This window comes from Ensifer sp. PDNC004 (assembly GCF_016919405.1).
GTDB lineage: Bacteria > Pseudomonadota > Alphaproteobacteria > Rhizobiales > Rhizobiaceae > Ensifer.
Genome location: NZ_CP070353.1, coordinates 775,641 through 794,441, shown reverse-complemented (window position 1 = coordinate 794,441; position 18,801 = coordinate 775,641). Strand labels below are relative to the sequence as shown.

The 18,801-nt window shown below is 64.0% G+C and carries 15 protein-coding genes and 1 riboswitch; of the genes, 6 read left to right on the top strand and 9 right to left on the bottom strand.

All coding sequences use genetic code 11. The annotated features are described in order from the left end of the window. Positions 1–66: 66 nt before the first annotated feature. Positions 67–885: an ABC transporter ATP-binding protein gene (locus tag JVX98_RS11835; RefSeq protein WP_192446252.1), complete on the bottom strand. Its 819-nt coding sequence runs from the start codon at positions 883–885 to the stop codon at positions 67–69. 13 nt (positions 886–898) lie between these two features. Next, positions 899–2,026, bottom strand: coding sequence for an MlaE family lipid ABC transporter permease subunit (locus tag JVX98_RS11830; RefSeq protein WP_371826561.1), 1,128 nt, complete (start codon positions 2,024–2,026; stop codon positions 899–901). A gap of 260 nt (positions 2,027–2,286) precedes the next feature. On the opposite strand from JVX98_RS11830, the gene dgcA reads away from it, so the two are divergent. After that, entirely contained in the window at positions 2,287–3,270 is a 984-nt protein-coding gene (gene dgcA / locus JVX98_RS11825; RefSeq protein ID WP_205238708.1) for an N-acetyl-D-Glu racemase DgcA, read from the top strand. On the opposite strand, the gene JVX98_RS11820 is transcribed toward dgcA, so the two are convergent. Next, positions 3,222–4,442, bottom strand: coding sequence for an MFS transporter (locus JVX98_RS11820; RefSeq protein ID WP_192446255.1), 1,221 nt, complete (start codon positions 4,440–4,442; stop codon positions 3,222–3,224). The genes dgcA and JVX98_RS11820 overlap by 49 nt on opposite strands. Positions 4,443–4,539: 97 nt before the next feature. Next, entirely contained in the window at positions 4,540–5,379 is an 840-nt protein-coding gene (locus tag JVX98_RS11815; RefSeq protein WP_043623860.1) for a UDP-2,3-diacylglucosamine diphosphatase, read from the bottom strand. 171 nt (positions 5,380–5,550) lie between these two features. Between JVX98_RS11815 and JVX98_RS11810 the strand changes: the two genes are divergently transcribed. The 4 genes from JVX98_RS11810 to JVX98_RS11795 all read left to right on the top strand — a co-directional run bounded on the left by JVX98_RS11810 (position 5,551) and on the right by JVX98_RS11795 (position 10,889). After that, on the top strand, positions 5,551–7,863 hold the full coding sequence (locus JVX98_RS11810) for an NADP-dependent malic enzyme (protein ID WP_192446256.1): 2,313 nt from the start codon (positions 5,551–5,553) through the stop codon (positions 7,861–7,863). A 270-nt stretch (positions 7,864–8,133) separates the two neighbouring features. Next, on the top strand, positions 8,134–8,871 hold the full coding sequence (locus JVX98_RS11805; RefSeq protein WP_192446257.1) for a LuxR family transcriptional regulator: 738 nt from the start codon (positions 8,134–8,136) through the stop codon (positions 8,869–8,871). A 140-nt stretch (positions 8,872–9,011) separates the two neighbouring features. Beyond that, a complete protein-coding gene (locus JVX98_RS11800; protein ID WP_205238707.1) occupies positions 9,012–9,653 on the top strand; it encodes an acyl-homoserine-lactone synthase in 642 nt (213 codons plus the stop codon). Between the two features lie 153 nt (positions 9,654–9,806). Then, complete coding sequence (locus JVX98_RS11795) at positions 9,807–10,889, top strand: DUF2865 domain-containing protein (protein ID WP_246765005.1); 1,083 nt, start codon at positions 9,807–9,809, stop codon at positions 10,887–10,889. Between the two features lie 12 nt (positions 10,890–10,901). On the opposite strand, the gene bluB is transcribed toward JVX98_RS11795, so the two are convergent. The 3 genes from bluB to JVX98_RS11780 all read right to left on the bottom strand — a co-directional run bounded on the left by bluB (position 10,902) and on the right by JVX98_RS11780 (position 14,033). After that, positions 10,902–11,597 carry a 5,6-dimethylbenzimidazole synthase gene (gene bluB / locus JVX98_RS11790; RefSeq protein ID WP_205238706.1) on the bottom strand — a complete coding sequence of 232 codons (696 nt, stop codon included), beginning with the start codon at positions 11,595–11,597 and terminating at the stop codon, positions 10,902–10,904. Positions 11,598–11,642: 45 nt separating this feature from the next. Beyond that, positions 11,643–11,856, bottom strand: a riboswitch (cobalamin riboswitch). Positions 11,857–11,938: 82 nt separating this feature from the next. Beyond that, positions 11,939–12,751: an SDR family oxidoreductase gene (locus JVX98_RS11785; protein WP_205238705.1), complete on the bottom strand. Its 813-nt coding sequence runs from the start codon at positions 12,749–12,751 to the stop codon at positions 11,939–11,941. Positions 12,752–12,839: 88 nt separating this feature from the next. Then, the gene (locus JVX98_RS11780; protein ID WP_205238704.1) at positions 12,840–14,033 is read right to left on the bottom strand and encodes a phytanoyl-CoA dioxygenase family protein; all 1,194 of its coding nucleotides are present in this window, start codon (positions 14,031–14,033) and stop codon (positions 12,840–12,842) included. 103 nt (positions 14,034–14,136) lie between these two features. On the opposite strand from JVX98_RS11780, the gene JVX98_RS11775 reads away from it, so the two are divergent. Beyond that, positions 14,137–15,156, top strand: coding sequence for a LacI family DNA-binding transcriptional regulator (locus tag JVX98_RS11775; RefSeq protein ID WP_205238703.1), 1,020 nt, complete (start codon positions 14,137–14,139; stop codon positions 15,154–15,156). A 26-nt stretch (positions 15,157–15,182) separates the two neighbouring features. Here JVX98_RS11775 and JVX98_RS11770 read toward each other — a convergent pair whose 3' ends face one another. Beyond that, positions 15,183–16,670: a diguanylate cyclase domain-containing protein gene (locus JVX98_RS11770; protein WP_205238702.1), complete on the bottom strand. Its 1,488-nt coding sequence runs from the start codon at positions 16,668–16,670 to the stop codon at positions 15,183–15,185. A gap of 250 nt (positions 16,671–16,920) precedes the next feature. Continuing rightward, the gene (locus JVX98_RS11765) at positions 16,921–18,657 is read right to left on the bottom strand and encodes an ankyrin repeat domain-containing protein (protein WP_205238701.1); all 1,737 of its coding nucleotides are present in this window, start codon (positions 18,655–18,657) and stop codon (positions 16,921–16,923) included. Between the last annotated feature and the right edge of the window lie 144 nt (positions 18,658–18,801).

The window sequence follows — 18,801 nt, the reverse complement described above, 5'->3', positions numbered from 1 at the left end:
AGGCTCCAACATTTGTTTCCGGATCATACCCGCTTCAGGCCGTTCGCCTGACGCCGGATGCTCCGGTCATTGATCGTGGCGAACGATCGATCGTGCCCGCTTGCCACGGAAATAGGACTGCACCCACGGATCGTCGCAGGCGAGCATGTCTTCAACCGTGCCTTCGACCAGAACCTTCTTGTTGCCGAGAACCGCGATCCGGTCGCAGACCGAAAAGAGGCTGTCGAGGTCGTGAGTCACCATATACACGGTCAATCCCAGCGTGTCGCGCAGCTTGGCGATCAACTCGTCGAACTCGGCCGCCCCGATCGGATCGAGCCCCGAAGTCGGCTCGTCGAGGAAGACCAGGTCCGGATCGAGCGCCAGTGCGCGCGCAAGTGCCGCGCGCTTGATCATGCCGCCGGAAAGCTCGGACGGGTACTTTTCCGCCGCCTCCGGTGCAAGACCGACCAACTCGATCTTCACCCGCGCCAGCTCGTCCATCAGGCTCTGCGGCAGGTCGAGATATTCGCGCATCGGCACCTGGATGTTCTCGCGCACCGTCAGCGCCGAAAACAGCGCCCCGTGCTGGAACAGAACGCCAAGCCGCATGTCGAGCGCGATGCGCTCGCCCTCGGTGATATTGTCGTAGTCCGCGCCGAGGATTTCGATCTTGCCGGACCGCTTCGCAAGCAGCCTCAGAACGGTGCGCATCAGCACCGATTTGCCCGTGCCCGACGCTCCGACGAAGCCGAGGATTTCGCCGCGGTAGATCTCGAGGTTCAGCTTGTCGAGCACGATGTTGGACCCGAAACCGACCGTCAGGTCGCGAACGGAAAGCACCGATTCCCGCTCGTTCGCCTCGGTCGGCTGGTATTCCTCGTGCCTCTTTTCGACTGGGTTCACGCTGTTCTCCGCATCAGAAATCAATGGCCGCGTAGAACATGGCGAACAGCCCGTCGATCAGGATCACGACGAAGATCGACTTGACCACGGAAGACGTCACGTGGCGGCCGAGCGACTCCGCGCTGCCGCCCACCTTCAAGCCCTCGACGGCGGCCACGACGCCGATGATCAGCGCCATGAACGGCGCCTTGATCATGCCGGCGGCGACCGACGAAAAATCGACGGCTTCCTGCAAGCGGGCAAGGAAGGTCGGGATCGTGATGCCGGAATAGCCCCAGGCGACGAGCGCCGCGCCGACCAAAGCTGCGAAGTTTGCGATGATCGTCAGGAGCGGCAGCGCGACGGTCAGCGCCACGAGGCGCGGAAAGACCAGAACGCCGACCGGGCTCAGCCCCATCACCTTCAGCGCATCCACCTCTTCGCGCATCTTCATCGAGCCGATTTCGGCGGTAATCGCGCTGCCGGAGCGGCCGGCGATCATGATCGCCGTCAGGAGCACGCCGATTTCACGCAACTGCAGGATGCCGACGAGATCGACGACGAAGACTTCGGCGCCGAAATAGCGCAGCTGGAACGCGCCTTGCTGGGCGATGATGGCGCCGATCAGGAACGACATCAGCGTGATGATCGGAACCGCCATCACGCCCATGCGGTCGATCTGGTGAACGATTGCCGCCGGCGAGACGCCGCTATGCCGTCCAAGCTTCAGCTGCGCGCCGCGCACCGCGGAGCCCAGAATATACATCGCCGCGACGATATCTTCCCACGTCGCCGCCATGACCTCGCCGATCGGGGCGAAGATGCGCTGGAACAGCGGCAGCCGTTCGCCGCCCTTGTCCGGAGAACGCAGCTCCGCCGGCAGGGCGTCGATCAACTCGACATAGCGCTGCCCGCCCTCGGCGAAATGGACGTTGTCGCGCGACGGGCCGACGATCCGGGTCATGAAGCGGCGGATGATCCAGGCGCCAGCGGTATCCATCGCCGTCACGCCGGACAGATCGAACTGGGCTGCCCCGTCGTCGTTGCGCGCAAGGCCATCGAGCTTTGCCGCCATCGCCTCGGCGGTCTCGTGCCGCCAGGCGCCGGTGAAGACATAGCTTCGCCCGCTGCCACTCTCGGACAGCGCGACATCGGCGGTCATCTTGCGGGCGGCTTGCGACACGTGTCTTCTGTTATCCCGATTTGCCCCTGCAAAACCTGCCCAATCTCGATAGATTTGAGGACAAGATCATGCAGCAGACCTAAAGTGTTACCGCGAGCGTTGCGCGTCCGACCGGAGGCAACGACTGTGTAAAGATTCGTAAATCCTTCCACCGTCATAACGGCTCGCACCTTTGCTGTCACCCGAACGTTGCGGCGCTATGACGCCGGGCCAACAGTTTACCTGCCGGAGACGCTTTCATGTCACTTTCCCTCGATGCCACCGTGGAACATTTCCCGATTGCAGGCACGTTTACGATCTCGCGCGGCTCCAAGACGACGGCAAGCGTCGTCACCTGCCGCATAGGCGACGGCGTCCATACCGGCTCCGGCGAATGCGTTCCCTACGGCCGCTACGGCGAAACGCTCGACACGGTGCTGGCCGAAATCGCGGCCATCCGTACCCGCATCGAGGCCGGGCTCAACCGTGCGGACCTGCAGCGCGAGATGAAGCCGGGCGCTGCCCGCAACGCCGTCGATTGCGCCCTGTGGGACCTGGAAGCAAAGCAGAAAAGCCAACCGGCCCATGTTCTTGCCGGCGTTTCTTCACCGGAAGCATTGACCACGGCTTATACGCTTTCGCTTGCCGAGCCCGACGCGATGCGCCAACAGGCGGCTAAGTACGCCCACCGCGCGCTCCTCAAGGTCAAGGTCGGAACGGCGGATGATGCTGCCCGGATCCGTGCGGTGCGCGCCGGTGCACCGGAAAGCCGCATCATCCTCGACGCCAACGAAGGCTGGGCGCCCGAGACCCTCGCCTATCACTTCGCGCTCTGCGCCGAGGAACGGATCGACCTGATCGAGCAGCCGCTGCCGGCCGGCCGAGACGAGGCGCTGGCGACGATCGCCCGCCCCGTTCCGATCTGCGCCGATGAAAGCGTGCATAAGACCGAGGACCTCGCAGCCCTCGTCGGCCGCTACGATGCGGTCAACATCAAGCTCGACAAGACCGGAGGGTTGACCGAGGCGCTGCGCATGCGCGCGCAGGCAGATGCGCTCGGGCTCAAGGTCATGGTCGGATGCATGGTCGGCAGTTCGCTTGCGATGGCTCCGGCGATCCTGGTGGCCCAGGGCGCGGATTTCGTCGATCTCGACGGACCGCTGCTGCTTGCCGAAGATCGTAAACCTGGCCTGCGCTACGAGGCCTCGCTCGTCTTCCCGCCGGAGCCTCGCCTCTGGGGCTGAAGATACCAGGCGGTGACGGCAAAGCAGCAGCCGGCAAAGGCCACGACCGACATGGAATAGAAGCCGTTGACCCCGTACCAGTTGTAGAAATAGCCGGACAGGAACGTGAAGATCGCCGTGAAGATGCCGGTATAGAAGAAGTAGAGCCCCTGGGCCGACGCTTCCTGCGATTCCACCACGCGCTCGACCAGCTTGTGCTGCATGCCGGTGTGCATGATCGCATAGGTGAAGGCGTGGAAGCACTGCAGGATGAAATAGCCGCTGAAGCCGAGATCCATCGGGAAGATGATCCAGCGCACCACGGCGAGAAAACAGCCGGACAGGATCATCACCCAGACACTGAAACGGCGGCTGATCGCCTTGGCGAAGATGAACATCGTCACCTCGGCCGCCACGCCCGCGCTCCACAGCAGGCCTATCTCGGTACCGCTGTAGCCGATGTGCTGCCAATAGATCGCCGAGAAGGCAAAGAGCATCGCGTGGCTGGCGTTGACCAGCGTCACCCCGATGAGCAACAGCTGCAGGTCGAGCTGCCGGAGCGACTTCGGCGGCGGCTCGGTCAAGGCCGTGATCGGCGACGGCCGCCGCGGCTTGCCGACCCGTGGCGCGGCATAAGCCATGACGATCGTCAGGCCAAAGCCGATCGCCATCGCCGGAAGCACCATGTCGCTGCCGAAAATGCCGACCATCCAGCCGCCGAGCATCGTCGCGCCGATGAAGGCGACCGAACCCCAGAGCCGCATATGGGCATAATCGAAGCCCCAGCGCCGCACGCCAGACAGAGCGATCGCCTCGACGATCGGCACATAGGGCGAATAGACGGCCGACTGCAGCGTGTAGATGACCAGCACCGGCCAGAACTCACGGAAGTAAAACAGCACCAGCGCGGTCGCAAGCGACAGGCACCCGGACCAGATCAGCACGATCGCCCGCTCGCCGAGCCGATCGGCGATGACGCCGGCGATCGGCGCCGTGATGACGCGCACGAACATCGGCAGCGCCAGAACAACGCCGATCTCGAAGTCGCTCATCGACAGCGTGCTCAGCCACATCGGGAAATACGGCATCGCGAAGCCGTTGACGATCAGCGGCGCACAGAAGAGCAAGGCAATGCGAAGCGCAAAATGGCGCGGCGGAGGGCCCACATAGGCGGGCGCTTGGGAGGGAATCATCGTCTGACCTGATGGCTGTGCCCACTCTCTAGCACGAGCCGGACGCGCCTCGCCATAACCTAGTTTTCGCGACAGGACTTTCGGCGCGGCGCGAAGATCAGGCCGCGCGCTGGGTCAGCAGTTGCGCAAGCAGCTTGTCCGCTTCGCCGGATGCTTCGCCTTCGCTGGCGCCGCCGCGCATCTGGTGCCAGGTGATCAGTTCCATCGTGCCGTCGTGGTGCTCGGCGATCGCCGTGCAGCTTTCCACCCAGTCGCCGGTGTTGATGTAGCGGATGTCGCCGATCTCCTCGATCACGGCATGGTGGATGTGACCACAGATCACGCCCTGCGCATCGTGGCGGCGCGCCTCCTCGGCGACCACCTTCTGGAACTCGCCGATGAAGTTGACGGCGTGCTTGACCTGGAGCTTCGCCCAGGAAGAGAACGACCAGTAGGGCATGCCGAGACGCCTGCGGACCGCCGCAAGGCCGATATTGATGGCGATCGCCGTGTCATAGGCCCAGTCGCCGAGATAGGCGAGCACGCGGGCATTGCGCACGACGACATCGAATTCGTCGCCGTGCAGCACGAGGTACTTACGGCCGTCGGCCCCCTCGTGCATGTAGCGCTGCGCCACCTCGATGCCGCCGAAATGCACGCCTGGAAAGTCGCGCAGGAACTCGTCGTGATTGCCGGGGATATAGACGATGCGGGTGCCCTTGCGCGCCTTTCGCAGGAGCTTCTGCACCACGTCGTTGCAATTCTGCGGCCAGTACCAGCTGCGCTTCAGCCGCCAGCCGTCGACGATGTCGCCGACCAGAACGATCGTCTCCGCTTCATGATGCCGCAGGAAGTCGAGCAGATAGTCGGTCTTGGCCGCCTTGGAGCCGAGATGGACGTCCGAGATGAACAACGTCCTGAGCTTTCGTACGGAGTTGTCTTGCTGCGCCGCCATCATGCCAGCCTCGTCTCTGGTTACGCTTCGTGCCTTCGTGAAACCAGACTCGTGTTTCAAGAAGATGACATCAACATTGCGTTGCCGGTCTGCCGCCGAAATCAGCACTGCAAAACTGTACCTCGCTTCGAATTCATGCCAAAAGGCACGACCACGAATGAGGAATGTGAGAGCATGAATACGGGCGACAAGACGAAATCCCATACCGGTCCGGCCAGCGGCGACATCGACCAGCAGGCCCTCTTCTTCCACCGTTATCCCCGCCCGGGAAAGCTCGAAATCCAGCCCACCAAGCCGCTCGGCAACCAGCGCGACCTGGCGCTGGCCTATTCGCCTGGCGTTGCCGCCCCTTGCATCGCCATCCGCGACAACCCGGAGCAGGCAGCCGATTTTACCGCCCGCGCCAACCTGGTTGCGGTCATTTCCAACGGCACGGCCGTGCTCGGCCTTGGCAATATCGGCCCGCTGGCGTCGAAGCCGGTCATGGAAGGCAAGGCGGTCCTCTTCAAGAAATTCGCCGGCATCGACGTCTTCGACATCGAAATCGATGCGTCGAGCATCGAGCGCATGGTCGACGTGATTTCGGCACTGGAGCCGACATTCGGCGGCATCAACCTCGAAGACATCAAGGCGCCGGAATGTTTCGAAGTCGAACGTCAGCTGCGCGAAAAGATGCAGATCCCGGTCTTCCACGACGACCAGCACGGAACCGCGATCATCGTCGCCGCTGCCATCCTCAACGGCCTCGAGCTTGCGGGCAAGGACATCGCCAAGGCGAAGATCGTTACCTCGGGCGCAGGTGCTGCCGCACTTGCCTGCCTCAACCTTCTCGTGACGCTCGGCGCCAAGCGCGAAAACATCTGGGTGCATGACCTCGAAGGCCTCGTCTACAAGGGCCGCGAGGTGCTGATGGACGAATGGAAGTCCGTCTACGAGCAGGACAGCAGCAACCGTGTGCTCGCCGACAGCATCGGCGGCGCCGACGTCTTCCTCGGCCTCTCGGCCGCCGGCGTCCTGAAGCCGGAACTTCTGGCGCAGATGGCCGAAAAGCCGCTGATCATGGCGCTCGCCAACCCGACGCCGGAAATCATGCCGGAGGCCGCCCGCCAGGCCCGTCCGGACGCGATGATCTGCACCGGCCGCTCGGACTTCCCGAACCAGGTCAACAACGTTCTCTGCTTCCCGCATATCTTCCGCGGCGCGCTCGACTGCGGCGCAAGCACGATCAACGAAGAAATGAAGATGGCGGCCGTGCGCGCCATCGCCGGCCTTGCGCGCGAAGAGCCCTCTGACGTTGCCGCCCGCGCCTATTCCGGCGAGACCCCGGTCTTCGGTCCCGACTACCTGATCCCCTCGCCGTTCGACCAGCGCCTGATCCTGCGCATCGCGCCGGCGGTTGCCAAGGCCGCCGAGGAAAGCGGCGTCGCCACCCGTCCGATCCAGGACTATGACGCCTATCTCGACAAGCTGAACCGCTTCGTCTTCCGCTCGGGCTTCATCATGAAGCCGGTCTTTGCCGCCGCCAAGAACGCCCAGAAGAACCGCGTGATCTTTGCCGAAGGCGAAGACGAGCGCGTGCTGCGCGCCGCCCAGGTGCTGCTCGAAGAAGGCACGGCCCGCCCGATCCTGATCGGCCGTCCGCAGATCATCGAGACGCGCCTGCGCCGCTATGGCCTGCGCATTCGCCCGGATGTCGATTTCGAAGTGGTCAACCCCGAAGGCGATCCGCGCTACCGTGACTATGTCGAGGACTACTTCGCTCTCGTCGGACGCCTCGGTGTCATCCCCGAAGCCGCCCGTACCATCGTGCGTACCAACACGACCGTTATCGGTGCGCTCGCCGTCAAGCGCGGCGAAGCGGATGCGCTGATCTGCGGCGTCGAAGGCCGCTACAGCAAGCACCTGCGCGACGTCTCGCAGATCATCGGCAAGCGCGACGGCGTGCTCGATTTCTCGGCCTTGAGCCTGTTGATCTCGCAGCGCGGCGCGACCTTCTTCACCGACACCTATGTGAGCTACTGCCCGAGCGCCGAAGAGATCGCCCAGACGACGGTCATGGCGGCACAGGAAATCCGCCGCTTCGGCATCACCCCGCGCGCAGCCCTCGTCTCGCATTCGAACTTCGGTTCGCGCGATTCGGAGAGCGCCACGAAGATGCGTACGGCGCTGCAGCTCGTGCGGGAACTCGCGCCCGACCTTGAGGTCGACGGCGAAATGCACGGCGATGCCGCGATCTCGGAAGCGCTGCGCCAGCGCGTCATGCCGGACAGCAGCCTGACGAGCGAAGCCAACCTCCTGGTCTTCCCCAATCTCGATGCCGCAAACATCACGCTCGGTGTCGTCAAGACCATGACCGACAGCCTGCATGTCGGCCCGATCCTGCTCGGCTCTGCGCTTCCAGCCCATATCCTGTCGCCGTCCGTCACCTCGCGCGGCGTCGTCAACATGGCAGCTCTGGCGGTCGTCGAAGCCAGCCATCCGGGTTGAGATGGCAACGCGGAGATCGCCACCGGTCTTCGCTTTAATTGGGCGCCATACCGGCGCCGGCAAAACCGTATCCGGATGTCGCGCCTGCCTCAGGCGCGACATCGCCGGTTTTACGCATCGCCTGCGAATCAGCCAGCCTCACGCGGCCGATCGGCAGCCGCAATCAAGGCGTGCACAATTGGTATTACACACCAATCGGGAAAGTTTGCGCTGGACAAAAGGTGAACCTCTAACCATGCTGGAGCCTCGGACGAGATTCGGTGTTGTGGCATGACTGAGCAGCAAGCTGTCCTCGACATGCTGGAAATTCTGGAATGCGGCGGCTGCGTAGAGCCCGCTCATTTCTTCACATTGATGCGTCGAACCTTCCGCATTGCCCATCTGCTCTATCTCGAAGCCGAGCCCTATGCGGACGAGCTCAAGGTCTGCCGGCTGCATCACACCTTTGGCGCCTATGCCGCCGAGATCTACCGCGCCCGCAGCCTTCACCGGATCGATCCGATCCTGAAGCTGGCGCTTGGTGGCGTGCGGCCGGTGGAATGGACGATGGCGCGGCATCGCTTCCCGGAATGCGAACCGCTGTTCCAGGCGGCCCAGGAAATCGGCATTTCCACCGAGGGCGTCGCCCTGCCGTTGCTCTCGCCTGCCGGGCGCATGGCGTTGCTTGCGATCAACGTCAACATGTCGGCCGGCGAATGGACGACCTATCGCCGCCATCACCTGCGTGATTTCCAGCTTGCCGCCAATCTCTTCCATGCCGCCATGCTGGAGCATGGCGCCATGGCCGGCAGCATTTCGACACGCGAGATGCGTTTGACCGGTCGCGAGACCGAGGTCCTGACATGGGCTGCCGCCGGCAAGAGCTATTGGGAGATCGCCACGATCCTCGGCATTTCCGAGCGCACCGTGCGCTTCTTCATGACCAATGCGCGGCGCAAGCTGAATGTCGTTTCCAACACCCAGGCCGTGGCACAGGCCGTACGACACGCGCTGATCCCCACCGTTTGACACCCGACAACACACCTCCACGGAAACCCCTCGAAATCTAGTGGCAAATATCGCGCATTTGAACTGTCGCTACTGACAGTTACGCAACCGCCGCGAGCCTGACAGCATCGCCCCATCCCCAAACTCGGATGGAGAAAACGATGATCAGGATCCTGAACGGAAAGACCCGCGCACAACAGCCAGAGGCGGCCGACGACATGTTCCGGCTGCGCAAGCGCGTCTTCCACGACTTCCTGAAATGGGACGTCCAGACGGAAGGCGAGTGGGAAATCGACAACTACGACCAGGCAAACCCGCTCTACGTGCTGTCCTACGCCCCGGATGGCCGCCTGCGTGGATCGCTGAGGCTGCTCCCGACGCTCGGTCCGAACATGCTGGACGACACCTTCCCGATCCTGCTCGGCGACAATCCGGAAATCCGTAGCGCCTCGGTCTGGGAATCCAGCCGCTTCTGCATCGAGCCGGAGATTTCGCAGGACCGCGCTTCGAACCAGGTGACGGTCGCGGCTGCCGAACTCATGTGCGGCGTCGGTGAGCTTGGCCTTGCCTCCGGCATCAGCCATATCGTCACCGTGACGGACGTGTTCCTCGAGCGCATGTTCCGCCGCATGGGATGCCCGGGCGAGCGCATCGCCGAACCGCATCGCATCGGCTCGGTCTTCGCGGTTGCCGTTGCCTGGGAAGTGACCCCGGATCTGCTTTCACGGATGAAAGCGGTCGCTGCGATCGAAGGCACCGTTCTCGACCGCCCGATGTCGCTGGAAACCGCCCGCGCCGCGTAAGCGCGTCCGTCGATCGGCACTGTTAACGCAAACCGTCGCTTGTCGTTGCACGATCACCGACAAGCTCTATGATGGAAGGCGAAACAGGAATGCCGCTGGCAGCCACCCGCAGAAGTTGGCGCCGACCTGGCAACAGGAAGAGACTTACGCCCCGTGTTCACGCGCCTGAAACACGTCGCTGCGGCCCTTGTGCCTTTGGTTCTGATCGGTGCCGGTCCGTCACTGGCATCGACGGCCTGCGACCGACTGAACGCCCGGCTCGCGCAACTGCCTGACTACGTCGCCAGCAATGCCGATGCGCGCGACTATGCAAGCGCAATCTCACGGCAGAACATCGAACTGCGGCGGGCGAAGAACGACCGCCGCCGCGCCGGGTGCGGCGGTGGCAACGCCATCGGCTACGACGGCGGCGACCCCGACACCTGCAGCGGGCTCAACGGTCTTATTGCCGAGATGGAAGACAATCTGCGCATGCTGAAATCCGAGCGCGAGCAGATCGTCGCCGGCGGCAGCGACGACAGCCGGCGCCGCATCCTCGCAGCACTTGAGATCAACGGTTGCTATGGCGACCGCGAGGAGTTCGCAAGCGTCGAACCGGACGTGCCGGAAAGCCACCGCAACATCGTTGCCGACCTGCCGCCGGACGACGCCTACGGCCCGATGCTCGGACACGACGAAGACGGCTACGCGCCGCAGGAGCGCTACTATAGCGGCACGCTCAGGACCATGTGCGTGCGCACCTGCGACGGCGCCTTCTTCCCGATCTCTTCGGATGCGACGCCGGCCGATTTCCCACGCGATGAACAGGCCTGCCGGGCCCGCTGCCCTGGGGCTGAGACGGAGCTCTATTTCCACGACCTCAACACGGAAGAGAGCGACAAGATGGTCTCGGCCGTGACCGGCCGTCCCTATACCGAAATGCCCAACGCCTTTGCCTATCGCACCCGCGCCGTCGGCAAGCCCGGCCAGTGCGGCTGCCAGATACCGCAGACCGCCGCAACCACGCCGAAGACGACAGGAACGAAGATCGGCGACGACCAATCGTCGATCATTGTCATCGAGACGAAGAAGCCGGAAGCGGCGGGCGAGACCGCCAAGGTGCCGGCCGAAGAGCGGCCCTATGATCCGTCGAAGAACAAGGTGCGCGTCGTCGGCCCCACCTACCTGCCGCAGGAAGAAACTGCGATCGACCTCAAGCACCCGAAGGGACCGGCCTATCAGCCGGTCCAGAATTGATCGGGCGAGGCCTTACGCCTTCTCCTTGCTGCATCCCCATCCTTCTTCGAAAACCAGGTCCTCGAGCGGAAGGCGCTGGCGCCAGCCCTTCACGGCAAGTTCCGGCTGCTGATAGAGGCGGTCGACATAGCCGAGGCAGAGCCAGGCGACGATCTCGATATGGTCGGGGATGCCGAGGATCGCCTTGATCTCGGCCTCGTGGAAGATGCTGACCCAGCCGACACCCACCCCTTCGGCGCGCGCCGCAAGCCAGAGGTTCTGCACGGCGCAGACGGTGGAATAGACGTCCATCTGCGGATTGTGGGTACGCCCGAGCACGACAGTGCCGCCGCGCGTGCGGTCGCAGGTGACGCAGATGCTAAGCGGCGCCTTGCGAATGCCTTCGAGCTTCAACGCGCGATACTTTCCCTGCTGTTCCGCCTCGAACATCAGCGCGGCCTCGTCATTGGCGCGGCGAAACGCCTGCCAGACCCGCTCGCGCGTTTCTTCCGCCCGCACCAGCACGAAGTTCCAGGGTTGCATGAAGCCCACGGACGGGGCGCTGTGTGCCGCGGCCAGCAGGCGCCTGATCAGATCATCTGGCAATGGCTCGGGCAGGAATTCATCGCGCACGTCGCGACGTGTCTCGATGGCACGGTAGACGGCCTCCCGCTCTTGCAGCGAAAAGGCAGCGGCAGCCGCAAGGCCGCCCTTCGGTTCAGTCAGCATCGTTCGATCCCCAACAATGCGAAAACCTCCCGCCGTCCACGCGGGGTTCGGTCTATCTCGCCAGGCCGGTCTTCTGACTTCGGTTCAACCGATCGCCCCACCTTCCCAGATCGATTGAAGATCCAGTGGTAAAACCTTGAATCAATTCAAGGCTCTTTTAGACGCGATCGTCCCCGTCACAGCGTTGGGCACGTTCCGGAATATCGACCGGATTCCCGATTCTCCCGCTTTCGCGAGCACCTGACGACGGCACTAAGTGCACAGGGAATTGAGAAAGACAAGCGGCGCCAACCCGGCGAAACCGGACGCGCCGCTTTCCACCTGCTTCTTTCTGCCTAGCCTCAGAGCGGAGCGACCGGATGCGGCGAGCCGTCGTAGGCGCCCCAGATCGACTGGTCGAAGCAGATCACCGATCCGGTCATCAGCCCGGATTCGGCCGACGACAGGTATGCGCAGGCACGCGCCACCTCGGCCGGATCGACGAGCCGGCCGAAAGGCTGGCTGGCCGCCGCCTTTTCGAGCCAATCGGCAGCCGCACCGTGAAACTCGCGCTGTATGCGGTCTTCGCCTTCGGACGCCATCCAGCCGATATTCAGCCCGTTGACGCGGATGCGGTTGCGCAGCAGCGCATAGGCCGTGTTCTTGGTCAGCGTTTCGAGCGCGCCTTTCGACGAGCAATAGGCGGCGATGAAAGGCTGGCCGGCCATCGCCGACATCGAGCCGATGTTGACGATCGTGCCTTCGGTCTTCTCGCGCCGCATGACTTTCACCGCTTCCTGCATCAGGAAGAACGGTGCGCGCACGTTGATCGCGAACATGCGGTCGAAGAGTTCGGGCGTGGTGTCGAGGATCGTGCCGCGGTCGGTGATGGCCGCAGCGTTGACCAACGCATCGACCCGGCCGAATTCGGCGTCGCAAGCGGCGACCACCTTGCGGGCGTCGTCCACCTTCTCCAGATCGGCTTCGACATAGACGACTTTCGCGCCATCTGCCTTGCCGATCTGCTCGGCCTTCGCCCGTCCCTTGGCGGCGTTGCGCCCGCAAATGACGATACCCTTGGCGCCACGCTCGGCGAAAAGGCCAGCAATTGTCGCGCCCAGCCCCTGCGTACCACCGGTGACGATGGCGATCTTGCCTTGTAATTGTCCACTCATCGAATTCCTCCCTCGTAAATGATCGTTTGAAACGGCTGCGGCTCCCGAGCGAAACACGCCGGGAGCCTGTCAAATGGTAGCTCGCGCGTCAGCTCAGCTTGCGCTTCGCCTGCGCCTCAAGCACCGCAAGAAACTCCTCCTCGCCCGTTCCCGCAGTGAGCGCCTCGCGCATCAATTGCGCCTGCGTCTTCGGCGCCAGCCCACCGATTGGCGGGTCTCGGTCGAGATTGGTCGGGAACGAGTAGCCTTCGGCACAGGAGGCGACGGCATTGGCCGCTTCCGCCTGCGACAGCTTGCCGTTTGCCAGCAAGGCCCGCAAGGCCGGATAGAGCGTCGCGCTCATCGTCAGTCGGTCGACGGTTTCCATGGCGCGACCGAAGGCCGAAGACACCTGCAGCAGGTTGGCGACGCGGCGGATATCTCGGGAGCGGTTGGTGCCGGCGGCATGGAAGAGCGCTGGATTGAAGAAGACGACGTCACCCTTTTCGAGCGGGAGCTGCACGTGGTTTGCGTCGAAATAGGCGCGGAACTCCGGCCGGTTGAGTGCCAGATAGCCCGGCACATAGGTCTGGCTATAGGGGAGGAATAGCGTCGGCCCGCTTTCGAGCGGCATGTCGCAATGGGCAACCGCGCCCTGCAGCGTCAGCACCGGCGAAAGCTTGTGGACATGCGCCGGATACTGCTCGATCACGGCCGCGGTCTGGAAGCCGAGGTGATAGTCCCGGTGCGCCGATTGCGCAGCACCGCCCGGGTTGACCCGGTTGACCTGCGCCGTCATCTGGTAGTTCGGCCCGAGCCAGGCCTCGCTGACGAGCGCGATGACGGCGTTGCTGTAATAGGCGGCGAAATTCTCCGGTGCGTTCAGGCAGTGCTTTTCCAGCGAATTCCAGATGCGGTCGTTGGCGCCGGGCTTGGCGAAGTGATCGCCACCGCCGCTGTTGCTGCGATGTTGCTGTTCGATGATGGCGTCGAAGACCCCGCTTGCGACGTCGATTGCCGCCGTATCGGCATAGGCGCGCTTGAAGACCGCCACGCCGGGGCCCGTCGCCAGCGCCTCGTAGATTTCCGCCAGAACCGAACGCCGCGCCTCGCCATCGCCGCACGCCGCAATCAGCGCGGCGCTGTCATAGATCAGGACGTTCTTTTCGCAGCCGGAGGCATGGGGGTAGTCGGACAGATTGGTCTGGCGTTCGACTTCCGCCCGGAACGCCTCGAGATCGCAGGCCTCCTCGGTGAGCCAGACACGGTCGATCCGCTGGCGCGCTTTGTTATCGGTCTTCATCGCGTTTCCTCCTCTGGAACATCCTGATGAACACGACTATAGGCGGCGGCAAAACATGATATAGAGCAAGAATCCATCAAAAATCCATCAGGAGAGCGCGACGATGGCCCATCCGTTTCTGGTCAAGGACATCGCCTTTCAGGCCGGGCTCAGCACCGCGACCGTCGATCGTGTGCTCAACGAGCGGCCGGGCGTGCGCCGCCAGACGGAGGCCCGGGTTCGCGCAGCCATCGAGGAACTGGAAAAACAGCAGGCCGGCCTCGACATCCAGGGGCGCAAGTTCGCGATCGATATCGTCATGGAGTCGCCGCAGCGCTTCACCAATGCGGTGCGGCGCGCCTTCGAGAGCGAGGCGCTGACCTTCGCGCCCACCGTCTTTCGCTGCCGGTTTCACTTTGCCGAGACGATGCGCCCGCAGGACATCGTGCAACTGCTCGACCGGATCCGGCTGCGCGGAACCGACGGGTTGGTGCTGAAGGCGCCAGACGTGCCCGAGATCGTCGCCGCCGTCGCCCGCTTCGAGATGGGCGGCACGCCCGTCGTGACGCTGGTAACCGACCTGCCCCATTCGCAGCGGACGGCCTATGCCGGCGCCGACAACCGGGCGGCGGGCGAAACGGCCGCCTACCTTCTCGGCGAGCGCTTTTGCGGCGCGCCGGCAACCGTGCTGGTGACCCTTTCGAGCGGCCGTTTTCGAGGTGAGGAGGAGCGAGAGATCGGCTTTCGCCGGGTGCTGCGCGAGCGCTATCCGGCAACCCGGATCGTCGAGATCAGCGAAGGCCACGGCCGCGACAGTGAAACCGGGCTCCTGGCCCATGCAGCGCTTTCGGCCAATCCCGACATCAACGCGGCCTATTCGATCGGCGGCGGCAACCGCTCCGTGCTTGCGGCCTTCGAGCGCCTCGAACGCTCCTGCGTGCTCTACATCGCCCATGATCTCGACGAGGACAATCTGGCGCTGCTTCGCGAACGGCGCATTCACTTCGTGCTGCATCATGACCTCAGGACCGATGCGCGCACCGCCTTTCGCACGATGATGTGGCGGCCCGGCGCCCAGGCGCCGGCGATCGGGCCCCAACTTTCCGCCGTGGTGGTGATCACGCCCTATAATGTTCCGGAATAGAGCTGCCGCCGATCGGCGGGTAACGTTCAGGCCGCCGACTGGCCGTCGTTCTTCTCGGCCGGCAACACCATGTCATCAGCCGTCTCGAAACGATTGCGGCCGCGCCGCTTGGCGAGATAGAGCGCTTCGTCGGCAGCCAGCAGCAACTGGCGCGCCGTCTGTCCGTGCCGCGGTGCAAAGGCAATGCCGGCGCTGCCGCCGACGACGAGCATCTGGCCGTTGAAGGCGACCGGCGTCTGCGCGTCGGCAATCAGGCCGGCCGTCAGGCTGCGGGCCTCGGCCTCGCTGCAATCGCCGAGAATGACCGCAAATTCGTCACCTCCGAGCCGGGCGACCGTTCCCTTGGACCCGGCGCGATTGCGAAAACGCTCGGCCATGGCCACCAGAACGGCATCGCCAGCGGCGTGGCCGTGGCGGTCGTTGACCTCCTTGAACTCGTCGAGATCGGCATAGACGAGCGTGAAAGGGTGGGTATTCGCTCGCAGAAGCGCCGCTGCCAGCATGTCGTCGAAGCCGCTGCGGTTCATCAGCCCCGTCAGGCGATCGTGCTTGGCCAGGTGCCGGTTCAGCGCTTCGCTTTGCTGCAGGGCGGCAAAGAGCGTCGAGAAGCGCAGCGCCACGAAGGCCATCAGCAGGGCGGCGACAATCGCCATGATGATGACGCTCGGCAACAGTTCCGCGCGGACAAACCCACCGGGCGATTTCGGCACCCAGGCGGCCACGAAACAGGACGAATCGGTGCAGCGCCCGACAGACGCATAGGCGCTGCCTGCTGGCCGCTCGTTGAGCGGAACAAAGGCCAGTCCACGGATACCCAGCCGCGCCGCGATCTCACGCGTCATCTTCGGCGTGACCGGTCGAACGGCCACCATCAGCACCGGATCGCGCCGTTCCGCCGGAACCACCAAAGTCTCCGGGATGACCGCCTGCACCACCGCAACGCTCATGCGTCCGTCGATGTCGCGCAGGTCCACCGCATGGATGCCGGGCACCGCCGGCATGACGGATTGCGGATCCGGCGTCGTGACATCGAGTTTATAGGTGCCGCCGTTGTTCCTGAGCGCATTGTCGTAGCGGCGCTTGGCCTCCTCCACGAGATCGTCGACCTCGTCGAGCGGCACGCGCGCCACCGCGGCCGGAACCGACACGCCGTTCTTGAGCGCCGTCGAAACGTTGCGCGCCGGATCCGTGAAGATGATCCAGGAGAAGCCGTAGTCTTCCCAAAGCCAGCCCGAAAGCTCGTCCGTGATAAAACTGTTGCTGGCCTGCCCGCTCGCCAGTTCCTCGTAGGTCTTATCCCAGAAGGACACCTGCGCCTGGAACTGAACGACGGCATCCATCTGGTGGCGCAGTTCGTTTGCGACGAGCCGGCGCTCGGCCGAAAGTCCGAAACGATCGGCCTCGGTGACCGACCGGTCGAGCACATAGATGAGGCTTGCAATGATCAGGACCGCGACCAGGGTACAGGCGGCATGGATCGCCCAGACCGTCTTGTCCCGTTTTGCCTGCCGCAACGCCTTTTCCACCACGCCAGTCCCCCTCGTCCGCACCGGCCATGCCGGGCATTCTAGCACTTGTGGAGGTGCGATGCGCAACGATGGCAGCCGATACTGAGGGCACCCTAGCGGCCAATATCGAAGTTTGGCTTAAATAAGCTGGTGATAAAATAATTAACGATTTCAACCGACTGAATCACCCGACAATCAGCGGTCGCAGCGGAGATCTGGAGGTGCGGGCAGTCGCCCGCGCCTCCTCCTGCACAGCCTATTGCGGAGTGGCGGCCGAAGCGCGCAGCAAGGCGATGATCTCCGCATTGCCTTGCTCTACGGCAAGATCGCGTATCGATGGACCCGCGGCGCCATCCCGCAGGCGCGCATTCGCGCCCCTTTCGAGAAGCAGCTGTACCGATTCTGCCTGCCCGTTGATCACCGCGAAGGCCAGCGGCGTCATCCAGTCGTGCTGCGGTTCCGGCCGGCCGCGGCCGCGGAACGTGCCGAATGGCGTTTCGATCAGATCCGGCTGCCGGTCGAGGATATCGGCGAGGCGCGCGGTCACACCGAAGGACGCGGCTGCGAAGACATCGAGCGGCTGATCCTTCAGGAATGCGACCATCTTGTCCTTGCCGTTGTACTTGGCCCAGCCGATCGGCGGTGCATGATGGTAGGGGTCGCGGGCCGAGGCATTGGCGCCGTGATCGAGCAGGCGCCGCGCCATTGCGACATGGCCGTGCAGCGCCGCCTCGTGCAACGGCGTGCGCGAGGTCATGCAGTTGACGTCGAAGCCGAGCGACAGCATCAGCGCCACAGCATCGTGCCGGTCCTCGCCCACCGCCTCGTGCAGGATAGCCGGGTGCGCGGCCTGGGTTCGGGCCACAAGCGTCGGATCCGCGTCGACGAGTTCCCTCGCCTCGTCGGCCTTCACTTCGCCGATGGCGCGGGCCAGCCGCTCGACATCTTCCAGCGGTGCTTCGGTCGCGCCGCGCGACACGAGGTATTGCGCCAGCGCCGGATCGCCGCCGAGCTCCGCCCATTGATAGGGCGTGCGCCCCTTGATTGGGCGATTGACGTCGGCCCCGTGCGCGACGAGCAGCCGGACGCGATCTGCCATCCGCTTTTCCAGCGCCCAGGCAAGCTGATAGTCGAAGACGCGTTCGCCGTTTTCGACCAGACCGCCATCGTTGCGCACCAGCCAGTTGTTGCGGTCGTCGGCATTGAGGCCATGATCGAGAAGCAACTGGAGGCAGGAATTGTCCGGCTCGAACATCCGGTTGTAGAGCGCCTGGCTGTCATTGGCCCGGGCACCGGCATTCAGCAGCAGCCGCGCAAAGGCAAGGCAATCCGGGTGCGGCGGCTGCCGCTCCGGCCCTGCCTCGCCCTCACCGAAAACGCCCGTCAAAGCGGTGAAACGATACTGGCCGTCGTCGAGCCAGTAGGCGTTTGCATCAGCCCCGCGCACGATCAGGCGGGCGCCCGCCGGCAGCGACGAGCGGCCGGGAACGCGGGCATAGGCGGCATAGAGCAGCGGCTCCCAGTCAAACGGACCACCGCGCTTCTCTGCAAGTTTCGGGTCGCCATCGAGAAAGCGGTCGATCGCCGCGGCGTCCCCGAGTGCGGCGGCCACGTGAATGCTGTCCCCGGCAATCTCAGGATGTTCCTTGAGCAGATCGAGCGCCTGAGAGAACCGCTCGGGATCGGCGGCGATGTCGCCGAAATAGGAGACCGTCGCCAGAGCAAGAAACCGGTTTGCGACCTGTTCGGTCGACGGCGTGCCGCTCTCGGCCTTCTCCAGATGCCGCTTCAGCCGCGTCCAGCTGGCAAAGCCGAATTCGCGGGCCAGCACCAGCTGGGCATCCTGAAGGCCCATTGCGGTCGGTTCGGAGAAGTAGGGAAGCGCCCGCTGCCTAACACTGGCATCCCCAGCCTTGACGGCCTTCAAAAAAGCCCTGGCCTGTTTGCGGATCGTATCGAGGGTAATGTTCGCGGAAAGATCGCGCGTGATCATGAAAGACCTCCTTTCATTCACGTCCGGTATCCGCGCCCACAGACTGAAAAGAGGTGTGGCAACCAAGTTCAGTGAGACAGGTGGGCCTCGCCCTTCCCGCGGATCGGATGCGCCCTGCGAACGACCGCATCGCTAGCATGGTCC